Source organism: Methylosinus sp. is20ea, assembly GCF_059718135.1.
Genome location: NZ_AP046088.1, coordinates 1,876,148 through 1,899,726, shown reverse-complemented (window position 1 = coordinate 1,899,726; position 23,579 = coordinate 1,876,148). Strand labels below are relative to the sequence as shown.

Below are 23,579 nucleotides of genomic sequence, written 5' to 3'. Positions count from 1 at the left end.
ATAAACCTCGGTGCGCACCCCTCTCCCGCTTGCGGGAGAGGGTGGCCCGGCGGAGCCGGGTCGGGTGAGGGTCCTTTAGGCTCGCGCGAGCGGCGCCGGCCCTCATCCGACCCTCGCTGACGCGAGGGCCACCTTCTCCCACAAGTGGGAGAAGGAAGAGCGGCGGCTTTATTCGGCCGCCTCGGCCGTCGTCTCGGCGGGCGGCGTCTCCTCATCCTCCTCGGGCTCGGCGGAGGTGAGCTCGACATTGAGCGCCAGCGAACGCATCTCCTTGATGAGCACGTTGAAGCTCTCGGGAATGCCCGACTCGAAAGTGTCGTCGCCGCGCACGATCGACTCATAGACCTTGGTGCGGCCGGCGACGTCGTCCGATTTCACGGTGAGCATCTCCTGCAGCGTATAGGCCGCGCCATAGGCCTCGAGCGCCCACACCTCCATCTCGCCGAAACGCTGTCCGCCGAACTGGGCCTTGCCGCCCAGCGGCTGCTGCGTGACCAGCGAATAAGGGCCGATCGAGCGGGCGTGGATCTTGTCGTCGACGAGGTGATGCAGCTTCAGCATATAGATGTAGCCGACCGTCACCTTACGATCGAAGGCCTCGCCCGTGCGTCCGTCGAACAAGGTCACCTGACCGGAGGAGGCGAGCCCCGCCCGCGACAGCATCTCGACGATGTCCTTCTCGCGCGCGCCGTCGAACACCGGCGTCGCGATCGGCACGCCGCGGCGCAGATTCTTGCCGACCTCCACCACCGTCGTGTCGTCGAGTCCCTCGAGCGACTCGTTCGGCCCGTAGATGTCGGTGAGCTTCTCCCGAAGCGGCTTCGTATCCTTGCTGCGCATATAGGCGTCGACGGCGGCGCCCACCTGCTTGCCGAGACCGGCGCAGGCCCAGCCCAGATGCGTCTCCAGAATCTGCCCGACATTCATGCGGCTCGGCACGCCGAGCGGGTTCAGCACGATATCGACCGGCTGGCCGTCCTCGAGGAAGGGCATGTCCTCCTGCGGCACGATGCGCGAGACCACGCCCTTATTGCCGTGGCGTCCGGCCATTTTGTCGCCGGGCTGGATCTTGCGCTTCACCGCGACGAAGACCTTGACCATCTTCATCACGCCGGGGGGCAGCTCGTCGCCGCGCTGCAGCTTCTCGACCTTGTCGAGGAAGCGGTTCTCGAGACCCTTCTTCGACTCGTCATATTGCTTGCGCACGGCCTCGATGCCGCTCATCAGATTGTCGTCCTCGATGACGAAGGTCCACCACTGCGAGCGGGGATATTCGTCGAGGATCGCCTGGTTGAGCGGCTGGTCCTTCTTGAAGGTCTTCGGCCCCGCGATCGCGACCTTGCCGACCAGCATCTCGAAGAGACGGGCGTAAGTGTTGCGGTCGAGGATGGCGAGCTCGTCGTCGCGATCCTTGGCGAGACGCTCGATCTCCTCGCGCTCGATCGCCTGGGCGCGCTCGTCCTTCTCGACGCCATGGCGATTGAACACGCGCACTTCGACGATCGTGCCCTGAACGCCCGGCGGCACGCGCAGCGAGGTGTCGCGCACATCGGACGCCTTCTCGCCGAAGATGGCGCGCAGCAGCTTTTCTTCCGGCGTCATCGGGCTCTCGCCCTTGGGCGTGATCTTGCCGACGAGAATGTCGCCCGCCTGCACTTCCGCGCCGATATAGACGATGCCGGCCTCGTCGAGATTCTTCAGCGTCTCTTCCGAGACGTTCGGAATATCGCGCGTGATCTCCTCCGGGCCGAGCTTGGTGTCGCGCGCCATCACCTCGAATTCGTCGATATGGATCGAGGTGAAGACGTCGTCCTTGACGATGCGCTCGTTGAGGAGGATCGAGTCCTCGAAGTTGTAGCCGTTCCACGGCATGAAGGCGACGAGCACATTGCGGCCGAGCGCCAGATCGCCGAGATCGGTCGAGGGACCGTCGGCGATGATGTCGCCCTTCGTCACATAATCGCCGACCTTCACCAGCGGCTTCTGATTGATGCAGGTCGACTGGTTGGAGCGCTGGAACTTCATCAGACGGTAGATGTCGACGCCGGGCTTGGTCGGGTCCTGCTCTTCCGTCGCGCGGACGACGATACGCGTCGCGTCGATCTGATCGACGACGCCGGCGCGGCGCGCGGCGATGGCGGCGCCCGAGTCGGCGGCGACGATCGGCTCCATGCCGGTGCCGACGAGCGGCGCGTCCGCCTTCACCAGCGGCACGGCCTGGCGCTGCATGTTGGAGCCCATCAGCGCGCGGTTGGCGTCATCGTTCTCGAGGAACGGGATGAGCGCCGCGGCGACCGAGACGAGCTGCTTGGGCGACACATCCATCGCGTCGACGCGCTCGCGCGGGACGAGCACGACATCGCCGGCGTGACGACAGAGCACCAGCTCCTCGAGCAGATTACCCTCCGCGTCGATCGGCGCATTGGCCTGGGCGACGTGGTATTTCTGCTCCTCCATGGCGGAGAGATAGGCGACCTCGCTCGTCACCTTGCCGTCGCGCACGCGGCGATACGGCCCCTCGATGAAGCCGTATTTGTTCACGCGCGCAAAAGTCGCGAGCGAGTTGATGAGGCCGATGTTCGGACCTTCCGGCGTCTCGATCGGACAGATGCGGCCGTAATGCGTCGGATGCACGTCGCGCACCTCGAAGCCGGCGCGCTCGCGCGTCAGACCGCCCGGACCGAGCGCCGAGAGGCGGCGCTTATGGGTGATCTCCGACAGCGGATTGGTCTGGTCCATGAATTGCGAGAGCTGCGACGAGCCGAAGAACTCGCGCACCGCCGCCGCCGCCGGCTTGGCGTTGATGAGGTCCTGCGGCATCACCGTGTCGATGTCGACCGAGGACATGCGCTCCTTGATCGCGCGCTCCATGCGCAGGAGGCCGAGACGATACTGATTCTCCATCAGCTCGCCCACGCTGCGGACGCGGCGGTTGCCGAGATGGTCGATGTCGTCGATCTCGCCGCGGCCGTCGCGCAGATCGACGAGCGCGCGCACGACGGCGACGATGTCGTCCTTGCGCAGCACGCGCATCGTGTCGGGCGCGTCGAGGTCGAGACGCATGTTCATCTTCACGCGGCCGACCGCCGAGAGGTCATAGCGCTCGGGATCGAAGAACAGCGAATAGAACATCGCTTCCGCCGTATCCATCGTCGGCGGCTCGCCGGGACGCATGACGCGGTAGATGTCGAACAGCGCTTCCTCGCGCGACGAATTCTTGTCGACGGCCAGCGTGTTCCGAATATAGGGACCGATGTTGATATGGTCGATGTCGAGCACCGGCAGCTCGTCGAAGCCCTTCTCGACGAGCAGCGGCAACGTCTTGAGCGTGATCTCGTCGCCGGCCTCAGCGAAAATCTCGCCCGTCGACGGATCATAGAGGTCCTGGGCGAGGAACTGGCCGTAGAGGTCCTCGGGCTGGATCTTGATCGCCTTGACGCCCTTTTCGGCGAGCTGGCGGGCGGCGCGCGCGGTCAGCTTCTTGCCGGCCTCGACGATCACCTCGCCGGTGTCGGCGTCGACGATGTCGTTGACCGCCTTCACGCCCTTCAGCCGCTCGGGATCGAAGGGCTGGCGCCAGCTGTCGCCCGAGGCCTTGAAAAGGATGGTCTTGTAGAAGGTGGAGAGGATTTCCTCGCCGTCCATGCCGAGCGCGAACAGCAGCGACGACGCCGGAAGTTTGCGGCGACGGTCGATGCGCGCATAGACGATGTCCTTGGCGTCGAACTCTATGTCGAGCCAGGAGCCGCGATAGGGAATGATGCGGGCCGCGAACAAGAGCTTGCCGGAGGAGTGGCTCTTGCCCTTGTCGTGATCGAAGAACACGCCCGGCGAGCGATGCATCTGCGACACGATGACGCGCTCTGTGCCATTGACGATGAAGGTGCCGTTCGCCGTCATGAAGGGCATGTCGCCCATATAGACGTCCTGCTCCTTGATATCCTTGACCGACTTCGCCTGCGTGTCGGGATCGACATCGAACACGATGAGGCGCAGCGTCACCTTCAGCGGCGCGGCGAAGGTCATGCCGCGCTGGCGGCACTCGTCGACGTCGTATTTCGGCGGCTCGAACTCGTAGCGGACGAATTCGAGCAAAGCGACCTGAGAGAAATCGGAAATCGGGAAAACGGATTTGAAGACCGACTGCAGGCCCTCGTCGGGGCGCCCGCCAGCGGGCTCGTCGACGAGCAGGAACTGGTCATAGGAGGCTTTTTGCACTTCGATCAGATTGGGCATTTCCGCGGCTTCGCGGATATGCCCGAAGAATTTGCGGACACGCTTGCGACCGGAGAAAGTCTGCGCCGAAGTCTGAGCCATGTCGCCTCTCGATCCTCTTCGTAATGAAAGCGAATAGCGAGTTGCGAATAGCGAATATCGTGGAGTCTTCTATTCGCTATTCGCTATTCGCCGTCCGCTCCTTAGGGTCAACTTAGGGTCAACGCGCCGAAAGCCCTCTCCCGCGGGACGCGCGGGAGAGGGGTGTTCCTCGTCTTACTTGAGCTCGACCTTGGCGCCGACCTTCTCGAGGGCGGCCTTGATCTTCTCGGCCTCGTCCTTGGACGCGCCTTCCTTGACCGGCTTGGGAGCGCCCTCGACCAGATCCTTGGCCTCCTTGAGGCCGAGGCCGGTGATCGCGCGGACCTCCTTGATGACCTCGATCTTCTTGTCGCCGACGGCGGCCAGAATCACGCTGAACTCGGTCTGCTCCTCCACCGGAGCGGCGGCGGCGGCCGCGCCCGGAGCCGCGGCGACAGCCACGGCGGCGGCGGCGGACACGCCCCACTTCTCCTCGAGAAGCTTGGCGAGCTCGGCGGCCTCGAGCACGGTCAGGCTGGACAGCTCTTCGACGATCTTTTCTAGATTGGCCATTGGTCTTCAGTCCTTCGAATTTGGTTGGTTGGGTATGCGAGCCGCCTGTTTTCAGGCCGCGTTCGCGTCTCTGTCGGCATAGGCCTGGACCACGCGCGCCAGCTTTCCAGCCGGAGCGGTCGTGAGCTGCGCGAGCTTTGTCGCGGGCGCCTGGATGAGGCCCAGGAGCTTCGCGCGCAGCTCGTCGAGCGACGGGAGAGTCGCGAGCGACTTCACACCGTCCGGGTCGAGCGCTTGGGCGCCGAGCGCGCCGCCGAGGATGACGAATTTGTCGTGATCCTTGGCGAAGGCTGCAGCGACCTTCGGCGCCGCCACCGGATCGTCCGAATAGGCGATCAGGGTCGGCCCCTTCAGAAGGGGGCCGATCGAAGCGACGCTCGTGCCGTCGAGAGCGATTTTGGCGAGGCGGTTCTTGGCGACCTGAACGGACGCGCCAGATTCACGAGCCTGCTTGCGCAGCTTCTGCATCTGGGCGACGGTCAGGCCGGAGTAATGCGCCACGACGACGACCGGGGTCTTGGCAAAGACCTCGTTCAACGCCGCGACGGCTTGGGCTTTCTCCGCTCTGTCCACGGTTGCTCTCTCCTCGAGCGGGGCGAACCCCGCCGTTGCGATGAGCCGTCGCATCGCCGCGGGGAGCGGCGAGAACGACGGCGCCGTAGATCCTGTCCCCTCGGCGTGGGGCCGAAACGGCCTCGCCTCGGATCAGAGGGGCGCCAACCAAATTCGAAAGACCGCGCGCGAGCTTTGAAAAGCGCCGCGCCGGCCCTACAATTCCGGTCTTCCCCGTCTATGCAGGCCGCTCGTCGGGGGCGGATGGCTCCGCCGTCCTTCGAGCCGATTGAGCCGGTCCTCGGTGTGACCCTTGGACTAGCGCCGGCAGTCTCGGACAGGACATGGCCGGACGGGACGCGAGGAATCTCCCCCGGGTCCGCCGGCCTATCCACCGCCTCGCCTCTTCCCACTTCGAGGGATCGGGTTCGACGGAAGCTGTTATCTGAAAAGGGGGTCGCGAACGCTGGCCGACCCCCGAAAGACCTTATTAAAGGGGGCTAATGCGTTTGCCAAGCAAAAATTTCGCCCCCGCCTCCGCTCCAGGCGCTGGCCGAGCCTCGGCTCCAGCCCTGAAAAAGCCGCGACTCGCCCGGATGATAGCTCGAGCTTCGACATAGGCAATTTTCAAGAAACCGAAAGCGATGACGAGAGCAATGATCGAATGACCCAGAAGCCGGCAAATTCCCTGAGACAGGAGTTCGAGACGGGCGCCCCGCCCATTCGGACTCTTTCGTTCGTTCGTGCGCCGTTCGGCGCCTGCTTCATTGAACATTTTTTATCCCGAAATTCAGACGTCGCTCTAGATCGAGATCATAACGAAAAAAAGACGGCTTGTTTACCTTAAAGCGTCCTGGCTGAGCATTTGATCAAACAGACGTTCGATCACTCGAATTGTCGAAGCTCGTCGACCCGGATGTTCATCCGGGGATCGGCGTGTCGAACGTATCTATTCGATATCACTATCTTCTCAGAAGATTGACCGTCATGCGGACGGTTCGTTGCGGACAGCCATGCGCCGCGACCCGGAAACACCGCCTCGGCCGCGACTTGAGCGGACCGGGAGCGTCGCTCGAGGGCGGGAGGCGGCATGAGACATCCAGCCAACAGAATATTGTACGATTATTGGAGGGGCTTTAAAGGAGATCGTGCGGCGCCAGACTGCCATGAGATGGATCTGGCAAACACATTTCAGACTCTTTCCGACGCATTCGTCATCGAAACGGAGTTGAGCTATTTCGTTCCGGCCAAGCTCTGCGGCGCGCGCGTCGGCGCCTTTTGGCCGCCAGAGCGGCCGAGCCGATCGTTCCTCGGAATTTGGAGCGAGGCCGGTCGCGAGGATGTGAGAACGATCCTGCGCATCGTCACAGACGACACGACCCCGGTCGTCGCCGGCGCGAGGGGCTATCTGGTCGGCGGGATCGAAATCGCGGATTTCGAGCTCCTGCTCCTGCCTGTCCGGTATTTCGGGAAGACGCACGCCCGCGTGCTGGGCTCTCTGGCCCCGGGAGAGCGGCCGCTATGGCTCGGGCGGACGCCGGTCGAGACGCTGAACATCATGTCTTTGCGCGTGCTCGGCGAGGAAACGGCGCTGATGTTGCCGATTCCCTCGGGGACGCAGACGCGGGATCTGCCGAGGCGGCCGCGTTTCAAAGTCTATGAAGGGGGCGCGACCACAAATGATTCGACGCGAGAAGACGACCCCTCGCGTCGATGATCTTGCGAATAGCGGAGAACAGCGGCCGTCGGCCGCCGTCTCGAGTCAGCCCTGCGTCGCGCCGAGCGTCGCCACATCCACTTTCACGCCGGGCCCCTGGGTGGAGCTGAGCGCAACGCGCTGGATATAGGTGCCCTTGGAGCCGGCGGGCTTGGCCTTGGCCACCGCATCCACGAAGGCGCGGATGTTCTCGGCGAGCTTGCCCTCCTCGAAGGAGGTCTTGCCCACCGTGCCCTGCACGATGCCGGCCTTCTCGACGCGGAACTCGACGGCGCCGCCCTTGGAGGCCTTCACCGCTCCGGCGACGTCCATCGTCACCGTGCCGACCTTGGGGTTCGGCATCATGCCGCGCGGGCCGAGCACCTTGCCGAGACGGCCGACGAGCGGCATCAGCTCGGGCGTCGCAATGCAGCGGTCGAACTCGATCGTGCCGCCCTGGACGATGGCGACGAGTTCCTCCGCGCCGACGATGTCGGCTCCGGCGGCCTTGGCCTCATCGGCCTTGGCGCCGCGGGCGAAGACGGCGACGCGCAGCGTGCGGCCGGTGCCGTTCGGCAGATTGACGACGCCGCGCACCATCTGGTCCGCATGCTTGGGGTCGACGCCGAGATTCATGGCGATTTCGACCGACTCGTCGAATTTGGCGGTGGCGCTGGCGCGAACCAGCTTGATCGCCTCGTCGACGGGGTAGAGCTTGGTGCGCTCGACGCCCTCGCGGGCCTTGGCGATGCGTTTTCCGATATGAGCCATGGTCTCACCCCACCACTTCGAGGCCGATGGAACGGGCCGAGCCCTCGATCATCGACGCGGCCGCGTCGATCGACGTCGTGTTGAGGTCCTGGAGCTTCTTCGCGGCGATCTCGCGGATCTGCGTCCGCGTGACCTGGCCGACGAAACCGCGTCCGGTCGTCTTCGAGCCCGATTTGACGCCCGCCGCCTGCTTGAGGAAGAAAGAGACCGGGGGCTGCTTCAGCTCGAAGGTGAAGGAGCGGTCCTGAAAGGCCGTGATGATGACGGGGATCGGCGTCCCCTTCTCCATCTGCGCCGTCTTGGCGTTGAAGGCCTTGCAGAATTCCATGATGTTGAGGCCGCGCTGACCGAGCGCGGGACCGATGGGCGGCGAGGGATTGGCCGCGCCCGCCGGCACTTGCAGCTTGATGTAGCCGGCGATTTTCTTCGCCATGTCTCATCTCCAACGATTAGCGGTCCCGGAACGCTTCCGCGTCCAGGCCGCCGGTTGCAGTTCGTGGTCCGACGCGGTCTCCCCCTGGCGTCGGGGGCGCGTCCGCCACGGCTTTTCCTCCCGCGGGACGGGAGGCTATCTCCTTCTCCCGCAGAACGAGAGAAGGCGGCCCCGCGAAGCGCGGTCGGATGAGGGTTCTCATCCGAAACCAGATCGCTTGCAAGGGCCCTCACTCGACCCGGCTTACACCGGGCCACCCTCTCCCGCTGGCGGGAGAGGGAATTCGCGTCATCGGACCGCGCGCCTTCAGGCGCGCCTGCAGCCCGCCGAACCTTCAATGCCCTTCGGGCGGGAGCCCCACATGCTGCTCGAGGCGGCGCAGGCGCTCCTCGAACTCGGTCAGCAGCACGCCATGCCGATCGCCGAAGAGGGATATTCCATCACCGAGCGACGCAATCCGACAATCTGATCGCTCAGACGCTTTTCCAGGCTCAGCATGTCAGAGGCCACATCGGCGCGCAGCGAATTGATCTGCGAATTGATTTCCGAACGAACGTCGGCGAATTCGCTTTTGGTCGCCAATCGGAACTCGGACATCTCGTCGCGAAGCGCGTCGACCTTCGCGTCGATCTTGCGCAGCAGCGCCAAGGTGAAATTCTCGGGCTCCTCGCTCATCATGGCTCCGTCGGCCGATTTCGACAACGTCTCACATCTTTAGCACGTTTTCGGCCGCGCCGCCTCAAACCTTCTCCACCTGCGCGAATTCCAGCTCCACCGGAGTCGGCCGGCCGAAGATGGACACCGCCACTTTGAGCCGCGAGCGGGCCTCGTCCACTTCCTCCACCACGCCGTTGAAGGAGGCGAAGGGGCCGTCGGCGACGCGAACGGTCTCGCCGATCTCGAAAGAGATCGAGGGCTTGGGGCGCTCGACGCCCTCGGCCACCTGGCCCTTGATGCGCATCGCCTCCGCCTCGCTGATCGGCATCGGCTTATTGTCCGCCCCGAGGAAGCCGGTCACTTTCGGCGTGTTCTTGATGAGCGAGAACACCTGATCGGAGAGATCGCATTTCACCAGCACATAGCCGGGGAAAAACTTGCGCTCCGAGCTCACCTTGCGGCCGCGGCGCACCTCGACGACCTGCTCGGTCGGCACGAGAATCTCCTCGAACTGGTCGGTGAGATTGCGCTGCGCGGCCCCTTCGCGAATGGAGTCGGCGACCTTCTTCTCGAAGTTCGAATAGGCGTGGACGATATACCAGCGCATGCTCACGGCGCGACAAGCTCCAAAATTTTCGCTCTCGACGATCGGCGCGCCGGCGCTTGTCTCGGCCTTACTGGCCGATCTTCAGCAGCAGGCCGACGGCGAGGCGAAGTCCCTGATCCACGACAACGAAGAACAGACTCGCGGCAAGCACCATGAGCACCACCAGCCCGGAGGTGATCAAGGTCTCGCGGCGCGTCGGCCAGACGACCTTGCTCGCTTCCGAGCGCACGTCTTGCAGAAACTGAAACGGATTGGCCATTCTTCACCGAACCGAGATGTTTTCACCGAGCCGAAGATCGCGGCCTCCAGGATTCGGCGAGGCGCGCCACAAAACAGTCGCGGCGCGGGGCCCCAGGCCGCGCGCCACGCATCCGGGTCTTATAATCGAGTCCAGCGGGGCCGCCAAGCGGAAATTCGACAGCAAATTCGGCCCGGCGTGGGCGGCCCGCCTCCGTCAGCGCAACGCGGCCTCCCCGCCCGCATGCTTGGCGAACCAGGCGCGGGCCTCGTCGCGCGTGCGCTCCAATTCGCGCAGCGCGCCATCGAGCTTCGCCTCGTAATCGGCAAAGCTCGCGCTCGGATCGAAGACATCCGCCGCGAGCGAAAAAGGGGTCGCGATCTTGAGCTCGGCGCGGAGGCCTTCCTCGGTCTCCACAGCCGCAAAATAGAATTTCGTCATGCCTGCCGCTCCTCGTCCATCGGCGCCGCAGATTCAAGATAGAACGGCCAGAGCCTGCGCCAATGCGACGAATCCGCCGATGTCGATCTCCTCGGCCCGGCGCGTCTCCTCAATTCCGGCCCGGGCGAGCAGAGCGGCGACGTCGAGGCCCGCCGCCGGCAGCGCCTTCAGGCTCTGGCGCAGCATTTTGCGCCTCTGGCCGAAGGCGGCTTTCGCCACCTGCGACAACAGCTTCGGATCGCAGGGAAGCGGCGAGGGGTTGGGGACGAGCTCCACCACCGAGGAGGTGACCTTGGGCGGGGGCGTGAAAGCCGCCGGCGAGAGATCGAACAAGATGCGCGCGCGCGTCCGCCAGCCGCAGAGCACGGCGAGCCGTCCATAATCGGCGCGCTGCGCCGGCGTCGCGACGATGCGCTCGGCGACCTCGCGCTGGAACATCAGCACATGGCGGTCGAAGACCGACGGCCAGGGCTCCGCCTCGATCCAGCGCGCCAGCAGCTCGGTGGCGATATTATAGGGAAGATTGGCGCAGATGCGCGCCGGCCCGCCGAGCCCGTGCAGCCGCGCCAGCTCGGCCGGATCGGCGGCGAGCGCGTCGCCCTCCATGATGACGAGACGATCGGGATAGCGCGCCTCGATCTCGCGCAGCGCCGGAATGCAGCGCGCGTCGCGCTCGACGGCGATGACGCGGGAGGCGCCCTCGGCGAGCAGCGCCCGTGTGAGGCCGCCCGGGCCGGGGCCGATCTCGACGATGGTGGCGCCCTCGAGCGGCCCGGCGGCGCGGGCGATGCGGGCGGTGAGGTTGAGGTCGAAGAGGAAATTCTGGCCGAGCGCCCGGCTGGCCATCAGCCCATGGCGCGCGACCACCTCGCGCAAAGGCGGCAGATCGTCGATCATCGCGCCGTCATGCGGTCGGCGAGGCGGATCGCCTCTATGAGGCTCGTCGCCTCGGCGACGCCCTTCCCGGCGACGTCGAAGGCCGTGCCATGATCGGGCGAGGTGCGCACGAAAGGCAGGCCGAGCGTGACATTGACGCCGCGGTCGAAGGCCAGAGTCTTGATCGGGATCAGCGCCTGATCATGCGTCGGACATATGGCGACGTCATAGCGCGCGCGGGCGGCGGCGTGGAACATGGTGTCGGCCGGATGCGGGCCGGTCGCATCTATCCCCCGCGCGCGCAGCTCGGCGACAGCGGGGGCGATGATGTCGATCTCCTCGCGGCCCATGGCGCCGCTCTCGCCGGCGTGCGGATTGAGCCCGGCGAAGGCGAGCCGCGGCGAAGCGAGGCCGAAGCGCGAGGCGAGATCGGCGGCGACGATCTCGCCCGTCTCCACCAGCAGCGCGCGGGTGAGCAGACGCGGAACCTCGGCGAGCGCGACATGGATCGTCGCGGGAACGACGGCGAGCTCCTCGGCGTAGAGCATCATCACCGGGCGGAAGGGGCACCCGAAGCGCCGCGCCGCCAGCGCCGCGAGAAATTCCGTATGGCCCGGATGCGCGAAGCCGGCGGCGTAGAGCACATTTTTGGCGATTGGATTGGTGACGAGCGCACGCGCTTTTCCCTCGGCGACCAGAGCGACGGCCTGCTCGATCGAGCCGATCGTCGCCGCGGCGTCGGCGGGGTCCGGCGCGCCCGGAGCGCCGCAAACCGAAAACCCGTGCGGAACCACCGGCAGAGCCGTGTCGAAGACTGCGCTCGCTTCCTGCGGCGCGACCTCGCGCAGCGCGATCTCGAGCCCGAGCGCGGCGGCGGCGCGGGCGAGCTGCGCCGGATCGGCGAGCACGAAGAAAGGCGGCAGCGCCCGCGCGCGCCGCGCCATCCAGGCCTTCAGCGTCAGCTCGGGGCCGATCCCGGAGGGATCGCCCTGGGTGAGGGCGAGGGAAAGCGTGGTCACTTTATCGTCCTTCCGTGAAGAAGAGCTCATTCGCGAGGAAGATCGCTACCCGCGATTTTGCGCCGACCGTGGACGATCCTGAGAACGATCGCAAACTCCTCGCCCTCGCGATATCGATAGATCAGGACGAAGGGCGAAACGATCGCGATCCGGACGCCTTTGCCGAGCGCGGCCCGCGGACTGCCGCTCTCGGGATGATCCGCGATACGGCGATAGAGACGCTCGAAGAGGCCCTGATATTTCCGCGCCGTCGTGAGCCCTGCGGCATGGGCGAGATGGGATAGAATTCGCTCCAGATCGGCATGCGCCTTTCGGGAGACCAGCAGGCGCGCCATTCAGCGCGTCTTGGCGCGCGTTTCGGCGCCGAGCAATGCGTCGATCCGGCGCGCATGCTCGTCCAGAGACATGGTCTGGCCCGCGGCGACCTCTGAGAGCGCCTCGTCGACGAGCGGCTTCGCCCAGGCCAAATCGTCGTTCTCGATCAATTCGGCCTCGGCGATGCGCTCGTCGAGCAGCTGCCGGACGGCCTCCTCGATCGAGCCGTAGTCTCCGCGGGTCACATGCGCCTCGAGCCAGGCGCGCTGATCGTTCGTCAGTGTGATCGTCATGACTGCCTCATATCACAGCGTCGCGCGGAGCCAAGGCCGCTCGCTACAATCTTTCCCTGTTTCATTGAAACAGGGAAAGATTGTAAGCTTTTGTTTCGACGTGTTTCCAACGCCGAACCGGCGTCTACTTCGGCTGGAAACGTAGCCTTCACTCGCTCCCCGGCGGCCGATAGGTCAAAATATCGTCGGCCTTCAGCCAGCCTTGCGTGCCTTCCTTGAACTGCGCCTGGGCGCGCGTCGCCTGGGTGCGCGCCTCCACATATTTGCCGGCGACGAACAGGCCCTCGGCCGCCGCGAGCTGCGCCTTGGCGTTCTCGCCCTTGCGGAAATAGGCCATGGACAGAAACTCCCAAGCGTCGGCGCTGTCCTCGTCGCGCTGGGTGGCGTTGGCGAGCACGCTCACCGCCTCGTTCAAGAGCTTGGGATCGTCGGCCGAGAGCAGCGCATGGCCGAGCAGCACGCGGATCGGCGTCGAGGCCGGCCCGGCGATCGCCGCGGCCTTGCGCAAAGGCGCGATCGCCTGACTGGCGCGTCCGGCCTCGAGCAATATCTGCCCCTTCAGCTCCCAGAAGTAAGGATTCTTCGGATCGGCGGAAACGAGCGCGTCGGCGCCGCGCAGTGCGTCGTCGAGCCGCCCGAAGCGATTGTCGGCGATGACGCGCGCATAACGCGCCGGCAGCGAGAGGTCGGAGATCGGATAGCGCCGCGCCGCCTCGCCCGAATTCCCCATGAAGCCGATGAGCTTGGCCCGCATCAGATCATGGCGCGCCTGCAGAGCCGGCGAATCCGGAACGTCGAAATAGGGCGATTGCTTGGCGGCCTGATCGAGATTGGAGATGCGCTCATTCGGCAGCGGATGCGATTGCAGATAGGGATCGATCGCCGTCGTCTTGAACAGGGATTCGCTGGCGAAGCGGTTGAACACTTCCAACATGCCCTTGGCGGATTGCTGCGTCGTGGTGAGGAAGCGCACCGCCATGCGGTCGGCGGCCTGCTCCTCGCCGCGCTGATAGGCGAGCAGCGAGCGCTTCACCGCCTCCTGCGGGCCGAGCAAAATTCCGACGGCGCCGGCCGAATCCATGCCCACCTGCCCATCGCGGCGGTTGAAGGCGCCGCGCGCCGCGACCATGGCGCCGGCGCTCGCCAGCATTCCGGCGACGGAGAGGATCGTCGCCTTGGCGAGTTCCTGGCGCCCGCGCGCCAAATGGCCGCCGGCGATATGGCCGGTCTCATGCGCGAGAACGCCGATGATCTCATTGGGCGTCTTCGCCTCCATCAGCGCGCCCGTGTTGACGAAGATCTTCTGCCCGTCGGCGACGAAGGCGTTGAAGGAACGGTCGCCGACCAGAATGATCTTGGCCACTCCGCTGTGGATTCCCGCCGCCTTGAAAACGGGCGCGGTATAGTCGCGCAATAATTGCTCGATTTCCGCGTCGCGGATGATCGAGACGCGCGGGCCATCCTCCTCGGCGCGCGCGGGCGCGCCGAGAGTGAAGATCAGGAGGCCGGTGAGAAGCGTCCGCCGCTTGTCGCGTTTCCGATCCATGGGGCGCGAGAGTGGCGCAACCGGGAGCGGAACGCAAACCCGCCCCCGTCGCGAGCCTGCGATTCAGGCGGTCAAAACAGCGGCTTTGGCCAAATATTGCAGGCAAGCCGCGGTCTGCTCTTCGGCGATCTGCGCCATCGCGTCTTCATCGGTCACCGGCGCGCCATCCCGGGCGAAGTTCAATCGCCCCTCCTTGCCGAGGCGCACCAGATGAGCGGCGAGGTCGGCCGCTGTGGCGGAGCCGTCGAGCTTGGGCAAAAGCGCCTGGGCGACGGCGTCCAACACGACGCGCTCATGCCGCAGATTGGTGGAGACTTGCTCGCCCCGCGCGGCGTCGTCCACGGCGACGGCCCAGCCCTTCGGGCGCGGGCCGGGCTCCACGGCCGCGTCGATGGCGTCGATGGTGACGATCGCCATGCCGATGAGCGTCATTTTCAGCAGAGCGTCGCGCGCCAGCGCCCGGCGCTCCGCGGCGTCGGCGGAGGCCGAATCGGACAGCAGATCGTCGAGCGTGGAGGAGGCCGGAAAGCGCGCGATCAATCGTTCCAAGCAATCGAGCACGGCGGGCGACACCGTCGACAGCACGCGCCCGGCGGCGTCGATGACGCGGCCGCCCTCCCCCTCCCGCTCGATTCGGAGATCGCCTTTGGTCAGAAACGCCAGTCCTTCCATCGCATCCGGATTGATATCCCGGCGCACGCGATCGAAGCGCTCGCGCGCGATCAGCAGGCTCTGGCGGAAGGTGCGGCCGGTCAGCATGTCGAGATATTGCTCGATCGCCAGCAGCTGGCCGCCGCCGAGCCGCCGAGCCTGCTCGGCCGTCTGCGGCGGATAATTCTCGACGATCATCGTCGGCAGCTCGGCCTCCGCGAGAAAGGCGAGGCCGGCGCGCTCGGCCGCGGCGACGAAATCGCGAAACAGGCAGGGGTCGTTGACCTCCTCCAGAAATTCATGCGCGATATAATCGTCTGCAAATTGCTGGAAACGATCGCGCCATGCGGTCAGCGCCTGCTTGTGGAGCCCGCCCTCCGGGCTCGCCTCCGCGAGAATGGCGAGCAACTCGCGCGATTGCGCCACGCGTTGGCGTAAATCGCGGGTTTCGGCCACATGCAGCATCAGGCTGTCGCGCAGCCCTTGCATCATGCGCCAGCCGGGCAGCACATTATAGCTGACATAGGCGACGCCCTGCGGCGACAAGAGCTCGCGACAGATGCGCAATATCGCCTCGCGCACCGGCGCGGGCGCCCAGCTATAGACGCCGTGGCACACGATATAGTCGAATTCGCCGTCATTGGCGCCGAGCTCGGTGAAGCTGCGGCAGAGGATCTCGACATTGGCGAGGCCGAGCCGCGCAATACGGGCGCGGCCAGCGGCGACCTGCGTGCGCGACAGATCGACGCCGACGAAGCGCCCGCCCGGAAATCGCGCGGCGAGCGGAATGAGATTGCCGCCGCCCGCGCAGCCGAGCTCGAGCACGCGCGCCGAGGCGAGCGGCGCCGCCTCCAGCCCCGAGAGCCGGACGATGGCCCCGAGCCGCCCGGGCTGGGTCTGCGGGAAGGGATTCGACGTGTAGGGAAGCAGATCATATTCCAGCGCCATGCGCGCGATGATCTGCTCCAGATCCTCGGTCGGCGGCCTCTCGTCGGATCGGATCATGTGCGGCCGCTTCGACCTCTGTTGGGACATAGCGAAACGCGCGAGGCGGAAGATTTTTCTTCCGCCTCGAAGGAGCGGCGCGGCCGCTCAGAAGCGATAGGACACGCCGCCATTGAGCGCGGCGCCGGTCAGCTTCTCGCCGGTGCGATAATCGCCGCGCAGGAAGCCGACCCAGCCCGTGTCGATGATCTGCGCCGAGACGCCGAGGCCGAATTGCGCGAAAGCGCCGGAGCGCGACACGGTGATCGGCACATAGGTGACGTTCTGCTGGAAGCTCTCCTTCAGATTGGTCTCGAATTCGTTCCAGCCGCTGACCGAGACGAAGGGCTGGAAGGCGAATTTGTTCTCGACGACGAAGGAGGTGCCCGCCCGCAGACCGATGCGGCCGAGCGTCGAGCGCACCGTGTCGAGGGCGAGATAGGCCGGCGTCGTGCCCGCCGCCACCTGCAGTCGGTCGAAGTCGACGCTGGTGACATTGATCGCGGCGGAGGGCTCGATGAACCAGTCATTGGGCAGATCCCAATGATAGCCGAGCGAGGCGGAGCCGGCCCAGCCGCGACCCTGGAGCGGCGTCTCGTTGAGGCCGGCGCGATAATTGGTGATGTCGGCGTTCCAGAAGTCGTGACGGAACTGGACGTCGGCGAAGAAGCCGAAGCCGGTCGCCACCGCATAGACGCCGACGAAGGGCACGTCGAAACGCGTCCGCGTGCCGGAGCCGAGCAGCTCATAAGAGTTCGAGAGATATTGGCCCGCCATCACGCCGGTGTGGAGGTTGATCTGCGTGTTCTCGATATTGGAGAGCGAGGCGTCGAGACCGACCTGATAGCCGCTGTAGAGCGTGCGCGTCTTCTCATTGGTGACGGTCGTGCCGCCCGCCGCCGTCGGCGCGCTGGAGGAGCTCGAGAGATCGGAACGGCCAACGGCGGCGCGCGTCCAAATTCCGAAATCGACGGCGTTGGGCTTGGCGTCGGGACGCGATTGCACGAAGGCCGAGGCGCTCTGGAAGAAGCCGGTGGTCGCCGAAGCGACCGCCGAGGCGACGCTGCCGCCGATCGCCGACAGCGATCCGGTGTCGAGATTGGGAACGAGATACCATTGGCCGGGGGTGAGCTGCTGCAGGTTGAAGCTCACGAGGCCGGTGTTCAGCGCTTGCGCGGCGCCGATGCTGGTGTTGGCGTTGCCGAGCTGGAAGGTCGAGGTCGAGCCGGCATTGGTCTTGGCGATCAGGATCGGGCTGGCGAAAAAGCCGGTCTGATTCTGGAACGGATTGACGATCACCGTGGTCACATTGCCGGCGCCGGCGCCGTTCACCAGCAGCTCGCCGGCCCGCTGTCCGCCGAGATCGGCGAAGCGCGCCGCCACATTGAGCACGCCGCCGCCCGTGTAATTGCCATTGACGGTGAGCGAATTGGCGAGCGCCGCCGCTGTCGCGCCATTGGCGACCACCTGATTCGCCGCGGCGAGATCGAGCGTTCCATTATTGGTGAGATTGCCGGCGATAATGGAATTGACCGTCGTATTCGTCGTGCGGTCGCCGAGCGCGATCGTCGTATTGTTGACGACGCTCGTCGCGCCGAGCGTGCGGCCATGGCCGAGCGAAACGCCGATCCCCTGGAACTGCGCGCCCGCGGTCGCGTCGCCGACGGAGCTGTTCGTCAGCGCGCCGATATTGGTGTAGTCGCCGGCGCCGACGATGAGCGCGCCATTGCCGTTGTTGTCGAACTTGCCGCCATTATTGGCGAGCGCGGCGGTGACATTGAAGGTCCCCGTGTTGGTCACGCCGCCGCCGATGGTTCCGGCGGCGTTGACCTTGCCCTGATTGACGAAACCATTCGTCGTCTGCAGCGCGCCGCCGAAAATCGTGATCGTCGAGCCGGCGGCGTTCGTCGCGCTCGTCGCCGAGAGCGTACGGCCCGAGGCGATCGACACGCCGACCGCGGCGGTGGAGCTATTCGTCAAGGCGCCGACATTCGTATAGTCGCCGCCGGAGACGGAGAGCGTTCCCGCGCCGCTATTGGCGAAATCGCCGGAGCCATTGGCGAGCGCTCCGGTCACGGTGAATGTCCCCTTGTTGGCGACGCCGCCGGTGATCGCGCCCGCCGCATTGGCCACATTGGTGTTGTTGAGCCCGCCGGTGAGCGCGCCCGTCGAGGTCAGCGTGCCGAAATTCTGAATGGCGGCACTGGTCGAAGCCAGCGTCCCGCTATTGACGACCGTCGCGCCGGGACCGTTGGCCACGCTGGTCGCGCTGAGCGTGCGGCCGGTCGAGATGGAGACGCCAGTCGCCGCCGTGGAGATATTCGTGAACGTAGCTATGCTAGTGTAGTCGCCGCCGGTGACGAAGAGCGTTCCTGTGCCATTATTGAGGAAAGAGCCGCCATTATTGGTGAGCGCGCCTGTCACGGTGAAGACGCCCGTATTACCCGTGCCACCAGCGAGCGAGCCGGTCACATTCGCCGTTCCGCTATTGCTCAGGCCGCCGGCGAGCGAGCCGCCCACCAGCTGATTGAAGGCGCCGCTATTGATGAGGCCGCCAGAGACCGCTCCGGAATTGTTGAAGGTTCCGGCGTTCTGGATCAGATTGATCGAAACGAAATTGCCGGAATTGGCGATAGTCGCGCCGGCGGCGTTCGTCACATCGACTGCCGAGAGCGTGCGTCCCGCAGACACAGACACGCCGGACGCGGCGGTCGAATTATTCGTCAGCGTAGCAATATGGAAGTGGTCGCCGCCCTGCACGACGAGCGTTCCGACGCCGTTGTTGGTGAAATTGCCGTCTCCGTTGTCGAGCGCGCCGGTCACGGTGAAGGATCCGGCGTTGGTCACGCCGCCGAGGATCTTGCCGGCCGCTTTCACCACGCCCGCCGCAGCGTTGTTCAATCCGCCGCCGATGGCGCCCGTCGTCGTGAACGAGCCGCTATTGGCCACTCCGTTAGCGATGGTTCCGCCATTGGTCGCCGTCGCGCTATTGGTGAGGCCACCAGAGAGGTTCGCTCCGGCGTTATTGTTGAAGGTCCCCGTATTATTGAGGCCACCGTTCAGCGTTCCGCCATTGTTGTTGTTGACGAGGCCGGCGTTCTGGATCGTCGCGGCCGAATTGATCGTCGCATTACTGTTGATCGTTCCGCCCGCCCCAATGGCGAGCGCAGCAGTCGTCACCTGACCCGCGTTGCTCGTCAACACGCCGCCATTGACAGCGAAAGACGTCGCCACATTGATGATGTTGGTGTTGGTGATGAGGCCGCCGGTCTCCGTGATCGCATTGGCCATGATCACGCCATTGCTCTGAATCGAGCCCGCGGCCTGAGCGATCGTCCCATTCACGACGAACTTGCCGCCGACGATGGTGATCGCGCCATTATTGTTCAGCGCGCCGATATTGGTGAAATTGAACGCGTTGGCGTCGAGCGTCGCGCCGGCGTTGTTGTTGAAGGTCGAGCCATTATTGGCGAGTGCGCCAATCAGCGTGAATTTACCGCTATTGTCGATCTGCCCATTGATCGCGCCGGAGGCGAGCACCGTGCCGGCGACGCCATTGACGAGGCCGCCATTGACGGTTCCCGTCGTCGTCAGCGTTCCGCCCGTGACGGTCGCGCCCTTGTTGATCGTTCCCGTCGAATTTAGCGTTCCGCCGAGGACGAGCGCGCCGCCGTCCAGCACGCCAACGTTGGTCGCCGTTCCCGATGTCGTCAGCAGGCCGCTGAGCTTGGAGGCGGCAGTGGAGTTCTTGAAGGTTCCGCCGGCGCCATTGGTGATCGCGCCGGTCCAGGTCGCCTGATTGTCGATCGTCCCGCTGGCGTTGGTGGCGTCGCCGACCCAGGAGCCCTGATTGACGATTTGCGCGCCGGTCGTGTTCGACAGCACATTGCCGGTCCACACGCCCGTCGATTTGTTGGTGACGACCGCCGCGGCGCCGGAATTGATGAGATCGCCATTATAGGCGCCCGCATTGTTCACAACGCCCGTATTGGTGAGCGCGTCATTGACCTTGCCGCCCTGATCGACGGTGAGCGCGCCGGAATTGGTCACGCCGCCGAGCGCGGTGAGCGTCGCGCCATTGCGCACGAAGAGATTGCCGGCGTTGGCGACCGACAATGCGCCGGAGGCGCCGGTCGTCGTTCCGGCCTTTATATCGACGGTCGCGCCGGCCGAGTTCTGCACGGAATCGGTCTTCAGATCGCCGGTGACGTTGAACGATCCGGCGAGATTTTTCACAATCCCATTGATCGCGCCCTGCGCCTGGGTCGTTCCCGAATTGGTCAGCCCGCCATTCACCACGCCCTTGGTGGTGAATGTCCCGGCCGTCACAGCGACGCCGCCGCTGATCGTCGCGCCGACGGCGTTGGTCGCCGTTCCCGAGGTCTTCAGCCCGCCGGCGACATTGCCGCCGGCGTTGTTGTTGAAGGTCGCGGAATTGTCGACCGAACCGGAGATCGTCGCATTATTGTCGAGCTGGCCGCCAGTGACGGCGACCGCCCCGACGATCTGATTATTATTCGTCAGCAATCCGCCGGTCACAGAAGCGCCGCCATTGAGCGCGCCCGCATTGGTCGTCGCGCCGGCGGCCTGCGTCAGCAGGCCGGAGACGCCGCCGCCCGAAAGATTGTCGAACGCGCCGGAATTGGTCACCGTTCCAGTGATCGTTCCGCTGTTCTTCAGCTGGCCGAGATTATTGCCGATATTGCCGTTCCAGGCGCCGCGATTGTCGATGGAGCCCGTATTGGCGTCGGCGTTGACATTGCCGATCCAATTGGCGCCCGCCTCATTGACGATCGCGCCCTTATTGGTGACGACATTGCCCTGCCAGACGCCGGTCGGGGCCTTGTTGGTCACCGCGCCGGCCGCATTGTTCTGCAGATTGGCCGCCACCAAGCCGCTGTTGTTGACGACGCCATTATTGATGAGATCATCAGTGAGGCGGCCGCCGGCTTCTATGGTGACCGTCCCCTGATTGGTGAGGTTGTTGGTCCCCGCATCGACCGTGCCGCCGGTCTTGATCAGCAGCGTTCCATCGACATTGATCGCGCCGGCATGGTTCGCGGCCGTGCCGATGCCGCCGCCCGCCGCGACTGTGAGGCCCGAGCCGGCGGCGATCTGCGTCGCGCCCGAATAGATGTTCTGCCCCGTGACCGTCAGCGTTTTGCCGCCGGACAACTGGGCCGACAATTTGCCCGCGCCATCGCGCATCACGCCCGCGAAGGTCGAATCCGCCGCGAGGCCGAAGGTCAGCTTCGCGGCGGCGCCATTGGTCGTGACGCTTCCCGCCCCCCCTATGCCGGCCACCGTGGCGTTGAACCCGTTGAGATCGAAGGTTCCCGCCGCATTGACCGTCAGCGCGCTGGCGCCGCTGAGGCCGGTGGCGCTGTTCAGTCGCAGCGTTCCGGCGTTGACCGTGGTGGCGCCGGAATAAGCATTTGCGCCCTCGAGATTGGTCACGCCCGCCGTCGTCGTCAGACCGGTGGAGCCGGAGACGCTCTCGACGAAGCCGCCCGCGGAAGAAATGCCATTGGCGCTCGTCAAGCCGCCATTGCGAATGCGGCCGCCGTTGAGATTGACCGTATCGATATTCTGCGTGACGCCGGCCCCGCCGAGATCCAGCGTTCCTGCGACGGTCGTCGCGCTCCCTTGGCTGAAGGCGTTGGCGACGCCGGCCTTCAGCGTCTGACCGGCCGCGACATTGGTCGCGCCGGTGTAAGTGTTGTTTCCGGCGAGGGTCAGCGTCGTGCCGCCCGAACCCTGCACATCGAGCGCGAGCTTGCCGGCGCCGTCTCTGATGACGCCGGAATAGACTGTGTCCACGGTGTTGCGGGTCGTGAGCGTGCTGGCGACGCCGCCATTATTGGTGATGACGCCTTTCGACGAGCCAGTCAGATTATTGGCGAGGAAGGACTGACCATTGGCGTCCAGCGTCGCGGCGGTCGCCGCATCCTTGCCGACATTGAGGCCGCCCTGATGCGCGCCGACGACGGCAGCCGCGTTCAGATTGCCCAGCTTCAGCGTCCCGCCGTCCACGGACAGGGCGCCGGCGTTGGTGATGACCGCTAAGGCGGGCGTCAAAACGACCGCCCCCGTGTCGGTCGCCGACCCGAAATGAAGAGTGGTTCCCGCGCCGCCATTCAAGGTCAATACATTGCCCGCGCCGGGCGCGATGGTCAGAGCTGTTCCGGCGCCGGCGCCGATGGTGGCCGAGACGCCCGACGCGACTTTCAGAGAATTGGTCAGCGTCGTCGTGACCGCCGATCGGAGCGTCGGAGCGGTCGCGCCGCCCGCGATCAAGCTGATATCCCCCGCTCCGAGGGCGCCGGCCGAGCCGATCGTCAGCGCGCCGCTCTTGATGGCGGCGCCGCCCGTAAAGCTGTTGGCGCCGGAGAGCGTGACCGAATTCACACCCGCGTCGACCGTGATCGCGCCCGCGCCGGTGATGCTATTGGCGTAGGAGACCGAATTGCCCGCGCCGGGCGTATTCTGGTCGAAGGTCAGCGTGCCGCCGCCGAGGCCGATATTTCCGGTCAGCGCGCCCGCGCCGGTCGTCGTCAGCGTATTGGCGCCGCCGGTGAGGGTGAGGGCGTTGGCCCCGCCGGTCCCGATGATCTGGCCGGAATTCTTGATGGTGAGATCGCTGCCGACGACGCCGGCGCCGCCCGCGCCACTGGCGCCGGCCCCGCTAGCGCCCGCGCCGCCGAGGCCGCCCGCGCCGCCCTGGATCACGCCGGAGTTGTCGATCGTGAATTGGGAGCCGGCGAAGCCCGCGCCGCCATTGCCGCCATTGCCGCCGACGCCGAAGCCCGAGCCGCCGAGGCCGCCGGCCCCGCCCGCGCCGCCGGTGATCGAACCCTGAACCGTGACCGTGCTGTTGGCGCCGCCGCCGCCCGCCGCGGCCGTGGTGAACAAGCCGGCGCCTCCGTCGCCGCCCGAGCCGCCATTGCCGCTGACCGCAGTGGCGGAGCCGCCCACGCCGCCCGCGCCGCCGGTGAGCGCGCCCCCGGCGCTGACCGTGCTAGCGCCCGCCGCAGGTAGGGACTTGAGCACCAGGCCGCCGCCAGCGCCGCCGCCGCCGCCCGAGCCGGCTCCAGCCCCGCCCGAGCCGCCCGCTCCGCCGGCCTTGCCGGTGACCGGGGCGAAGACGGTGAATGTGTTGTTGACCGTGAAGGCGCCGCCGCCACCGCCGCCGCCGCCGCCCTGATTCGCTGCGCCATTGGTTCCGGCCGTTCCCGCGGTATCAGTGCCGAAACCGGAATTGCCGCCCGCTCCGCCCGCGGCCACGCCGCCGCCGCCCTTGCCGCCCGTTGAAGCCAGTCCGCCGCCGCCACCGCCGCCCAGTCCGGCGCTCGCAGCGCCGCCGGCCGTCCCGACCGCGTCGGTCGTCGAGCCGCCCGTTCCGCCGCCCGGCCCGCCGCCGACGCCGCCCGCCTGCTGGGCGTGAACCGGCTCGGCAAGACCGACCGAGAGAGCGATGCTGAGCGCCGAGACGCCGAGGAGGAGACCGCGTCGCCGCGCGGCGTCCTCGACTCGGGACGAAAATTTGGAGGCGCCATCTCTACGGCCGCACGAACCGATCATTTCCAGTCTCCAAAAACTCGGCAAAATTCGAACGATAAATCACGACAACG

At 65.9% G+C, this 23,579-nt stretch carries 17 protein-coding genes; 1 reads left to right on the top strand and 16 read right to left on the bottom strand.

Going from position 1 to position 23,579, the window contains the following annotated elements; translation table 11 throughout:
• Nucleotides 1–168: 168 nt before the first annotated feature.
• From rpoB to rplJ, 3 genes are all read right to left on the bottom strand, one after another.
• Nucleotides 169–4,317, bottom strand: a complete 4,149-nt coding sequence (gene rpoB / locus AC6IY7_RS08635; protein ID WP_497782642.1) for a DNA-directed RNA polymerase subunit beta — start codon at nucleotides 4,315–4,317, stop codon at nucleotides 169–171.
• Nucleotides 4,318–4,491: 174 nt separating this feature from the next.
• Entirely contained in the window at nucleotides 4,492–4,869 is a 378-nt protein-coding gene (rplL, locus tag AC6IY7_RS08630; RefSeq protein WP_497782641.1) for a 50S ribosomal protein L7/L12, read from the bottom strand.
• Between the two features lie 51 nt (nucleotides 4,870–4,920).
• Nucleotides 4,921–5,442: a 50S ribosomal protein L10 gene (gene rplJ / locus AC6IY7_RS08625; protein WP_497782640.1), complete on the bottom strand. Its 522-nt coding sequence runs from the start codon at nucleotides 5,440–5,442 to the stop codon at nucleotides 4,921–4,923.
• A 1,069-nt stretch (nucleotides 5,443–6,511) separates the two neighbouring features.
• Between rplJ and AC6IY7_RS08620 the strand changes: the two genes are divergently transcribed.
• Nucleotides 6,512–7,138 carry a PAS domain-containing protein gene (locus AC6IY7_RS08620; protein WP_497782639.1) on the top strand — a complete coding sequence of 209 codons (627 nt, stop codon included), beginning with the start codon at nucleotides 6,512–6,514 and terminating at the stop codon, nucleotides 7,136–7,138.
• Nucleotides 7,139–7,183: 45 nt separating this feature from the next.
• Here AC6IY7_RS08620 and rplA read toward each other — a convergent pair whose 3' ends face one another.
• The 13 genes from rplA to AC6IY7_RS08555 form a co-directional block, all read right to left on the bottom strand.
• The gene (gene rplA / locus AC6IY7_RS08615; RefSeq protein ID WP_497782638.1) at nucleotides 7,184–7,888 is read right to left on the bottom strand and encodes a 50S ribosomal protein L1; all 705 of its coding nucleotides are present in this window, start codon (nucleotides 7,886–7,888) and stop codon (nucleotides 7,184–7,186) included.
• 4 nt (nucleotides 7,889–7,892) lie between these two features.
• On the bottom strand, nucleotides 7,893–8,321 hold the full coding sequence (rplK, locus tag AC6IY7_RS08610; RefSeq protein ID WP_497782637.1) for a 50S ribosomal protein L11: 429 nt from the start codon (nucleotides 8,319–8,321) through the stop codon (nucleotides 7,893–7,895).
• 399 nt (nucleotides 8,322–8,720) lie between these two features.
• Nucleotides 8,721–8,996 carry a hypothetical protein gene (locus AC6IY7_RS08605; RefSeq protein ID WP_497782636.1) on the bottom strand — a complete coding sequence of 92 codons (276 nt, stop codon included), beginning with the start codon at nucleotides 8,994–8,996 and terminating at the stop codon, nucleotides 8,721–8,723.
• A gap of 64 nt (nucleotides 8,997–9,060) precedes the next feature.
• Nucleotides 9,061–9,591 (bottom strand): transcription termination/antitermination protein NusG, encoded by a 531-nt coding sequence (gene nusG / locus AC6IY7_RS08600; protein WP_497782635.1) that lies wholly within the window; start codon nucleotides 9,589–9,591, stop codon nucleotides 9,061–9,063.
• Between the two features lie 61 nt (nucleotides 9,592–9,652).
• The gene (gene secE / locus AC6IY7_RS08595; RefSeq protein ID WP_497782634.1) at nucleotides 9,653–9,844 is read right to left on the bottom strand and encodes a preprotein translocase subunit SecE; all 192 of its coding nucleotides are present in this window, start codon (nucleotides 9,842–9,844) and stop codon (nucleotides 9,653–9,655) included.
• A gap of 195 nt (nucleotides 9,845–10,039) precedes the next feature.
• Nucleotides 10,040–10,264 carry a hypothetical protein gene (locus tag AC6IY7_RS08590; protein WP_497782633.1) on the bottom strand — a complete coding sequence of 75 codons (225 nt, stop codon included), beginning with the start codon at nucleotides 10,262–10,264 and terminating at the stop codon, nucleotides 10,040–10,042.
• A 33-nt stretch (nucleotides 10,265–10,297) separates the two neighbouring features.
• On the bottom strand, nucleotides 10,298–11,161 hold the full coding sequence (rsmA, locus tag AC6IY7_RS08585; RefSeq protein ID WP_497782632.1) for a 16S rRNA (adenine(1518)-N(6)/adenine(1519)-N(6))-dimethyltransferase RsmA: 864 nt from the start codon (nucleotides 11,159–11,161) through the stop codon (nucleotides 10,298–10,300).
• Nucleotides 11,158–12,159 (bottom strand): 4-hydroxythreonine-4-phosphate dehydrogenase PdxA, encoded by a 1,002-nt coding sequence (gene pdxA, locus AC6IY7_RS08580; RefSeq protein WP_497782631.1) that lies wholly within the window; start codon nucleotides 12,157–12,159, stop codon nucleotides 11,158–11,160. Before pdxA ends, rsmA begins: the two co-directional genes overlap by 4 nt.
• A 26-nt stretch (nucleotides 12,160–12,185) precedes the next feature.
• The gene (locus AC6IY7_RS08575; protein ID WP_497782630.1) at nucleotides 12,186–12,494 is read right to left on the bottom strand and encodes a type II toxin-antitoxin system RelE/ParE family toxin; all 309 of its coding nucleotides are present in this window, start codon (nucleotides 12,492–12,494) and stop codon (nucleotides 12,186–12,188) included.
• Nucleotides 12,495–12,767 (bottom strand): ribbon-helix-helix domain-containing protein, encoded by a 273-nt coding sequence (locus AC6IY7_RS08570; protein WP_497782629.1) that lies wholly within the window; start codon nucleotides 12,765–12,767, stop codon nucleotides 12,495–12,497.
• Between the two features lie 148 nt (nucleotides 12,768–12,915).
• Complete coding sequence (locus tag AC6IY7_RS08565; RefSeq protein WP_497782628.1) at nucleotides 12,916–14,313, bottom strand: M48 family metalloprotease; 1,398 nt, start codon at nucleotides 14,311–14,313, stop codon at nucleotides 12,916–12,918.
• Between the two features lie 63 nt (nucleotides 14,314–14,376).
• A complete protein-coding gene (locus AC6IY7_RS08560) occupies nucleotides 14,377–15,969 on the bottom strand; it encodes a methyltransferase regulatory domain-containing protein (protein WP_497782627.1) in 1,593 nt (530 codons plus the stop codon).
• An 87-nt stretch (nucleotides 15,970–16,056) separates the two neighbouring features.
• Complete coding sequence (locus tag AC6IY7_RS08555; RefSeq protein ID WP_497782626.1) at nucleotides 16,057–23,529, bottom strand: hypothetical protein; 7,473 nt, start codon at nucleotides 23,527–23,529, stop codon at nucleotides 16,057–16,059.
• Between the last annotated feature and the right edge of the window lie 50 nt (nucleotides 23,530–23,579).

Excerpts from the sequence above, each read along its gene's own strand:
- rpoB (WP_497782642.1), bottom strand. The coding sequence starts at position 4,317 with ATGGCTCAGACTTCGGCGCAGACTTTCTCCGGTCGCAAGCGTGTCCGC.
- rplL (WP_497782641.1), bottom strand. The coding sequence starts at position 4,869 with ATGGCCAATCTAGAAAAGATCGTCGAAGAGCTGTCCAGCCTGACCGTG.
- AC6IY7_RS08620 (WP_497782639.1), top strand. The coding sequence starts at position 6,512 with ATGAGACATCCAGCCAACAGAATATTGTACGATTATTGGAGGGGCTTT.
- rplA (WP_497782638.1), bottom strand. The coding sequence starts at position 7,888 with ATGGCTCATATCGGAAAACGCATCGCCAAGGCCCGCGAGGGCGTCGAG.
- rplK (WP_497782637.1), bottom strand. The coding sequence starts at position 8,321 with ATGGCGAAGAAAATCGCCGGCTACATCAAGCTGCAAGTGCCGGCGGGC.
- AC6IY7_RS08605 (WP_497782636.1), bottom strand. The coding sequence starts at position 8,996 with ATGAGCGAGGAGCCCGAGAATTTCACCTTGGCGCTGCTGCGCAAGATC.
- secE (WP_497782634.1), bottom strand. The coding sequence starts at position 9,844 with ATGGCCAATCCGTTTCAGTTTCTGCAAGACGTGCGCTCGGAAGCGAGC.
- AC6IY7_RS08590 (WP_497782633.1), bottom strand. The coding sequence starts at position 10,264 with ATGACGAAATTCTATTTTGCGGCTGTGGAGACCGAGGAAGGCCTCCGC.
- rsmA (WP_497782632.1), bottom strand. The coding sequence starts at position 11,161 with ATGATCGACGATCTGCCGCCTTTGCGCGAGGTGGTCGCGCGCCATGGG.
- AC6IY7_RS08575 (WP_497782630.1), bottom strand. The coding sequence starts at position 12,494 with ATGGCGCGCCTGCTGGTCTCCCGAAAGGCGCATGCCGATCTGGAGCGA.
- AC6IY7_RS08570 (WP_497782629.1), bottom strand. The coding sequence starts at position 12,767 with ATGACGATCACACTGACGAACGATCAGCGCGCCTGGCTCGAGGCGCAT.
- AC6IY7_RS08565 (WP_497782628.1), bottom strand. The coding sequence starts at position 14,313 with ATGGATCGGAAACGCGACAAGCGGCGGACGCTTCTCACCGGCCTCCTG.
- AC6IY7_RS08560 (WP_497782627.1), bottom strand. The coding sequence starts at position 15,969 with ATGATCCGATCCGACGAGAGGCCGCCGACCGAGGATCTGGAGCAGATC.
- AC6IY7_RS08555 (WP_497782626.1), bottom strand. The coding sequence starts at position 23,529 with ATGATCGGTTCGTGCGGCCGTAGAGATGGCGCCTCCAAATTTTCGTCC.